The sequence below is a fragment of the Arthrobacter sp. 10T419 genome, from assembly GCF_056394105.1.
In genome coordinates this window covers 1-397 of sequence record NZ_JBFTHF010000061.1, presented here as the reverse complement: position 1 = coordinate 397, position 397 = coordinate 1, and the positions used below count along the sequence as shown (strand labels likewise).

The window sequence follows — 397 nt, the reverse complement described above, 5'->3', positions numbered from 1 at the left end:
TCCCATCGGTGGCTGAATCCGGTGGCGCACCATTTCCCGGATTCAGGGCACGGCTCGCCCGTGGCGGCAAGGGTCCCCAGCGCCGCCCTGGGCGGTGGTGGAATGGSCAGGCCCGTGGCGGGGTCRAGGTTCTTGGCCTTGCACAGGCGGTGGATGAACTCGTCGGACGGCTTCGGCGGCGGCTCGGCGGCTTCCTGTTCCTTTTGCCATTGGAAGGTACCGTCCCAGGGCGGGAGTTTGGCCGGGGGCAGGGGGACGATGTTGTCGATGTCGGGGAGCTTGGGGTTTTGGCCGTCGTAGCGGTCCAGGAATTTGCCGATTTGCTCATAGCGGCGGGAGCGCTCGGGATCGTGCGGCAGGGCGAGATAGTGCATATCCGGCGAGATAGTGCATATCC

General features: G+C 65.8%; 1 protein-coding gene. It reads right to left on the bottom strand.

The window, feature by feature from the left end:
* Positions 1-374: DUF6396 domain-containing protein (locus tag AC1DBD_RS17880; RefSeq protein ID WP_476982732.1), on the bottom strand; the 374-nt coding region annotated here is incomplete at its 3' end.
* Positions 375-397: the final 23 nt, after the last annotated feature.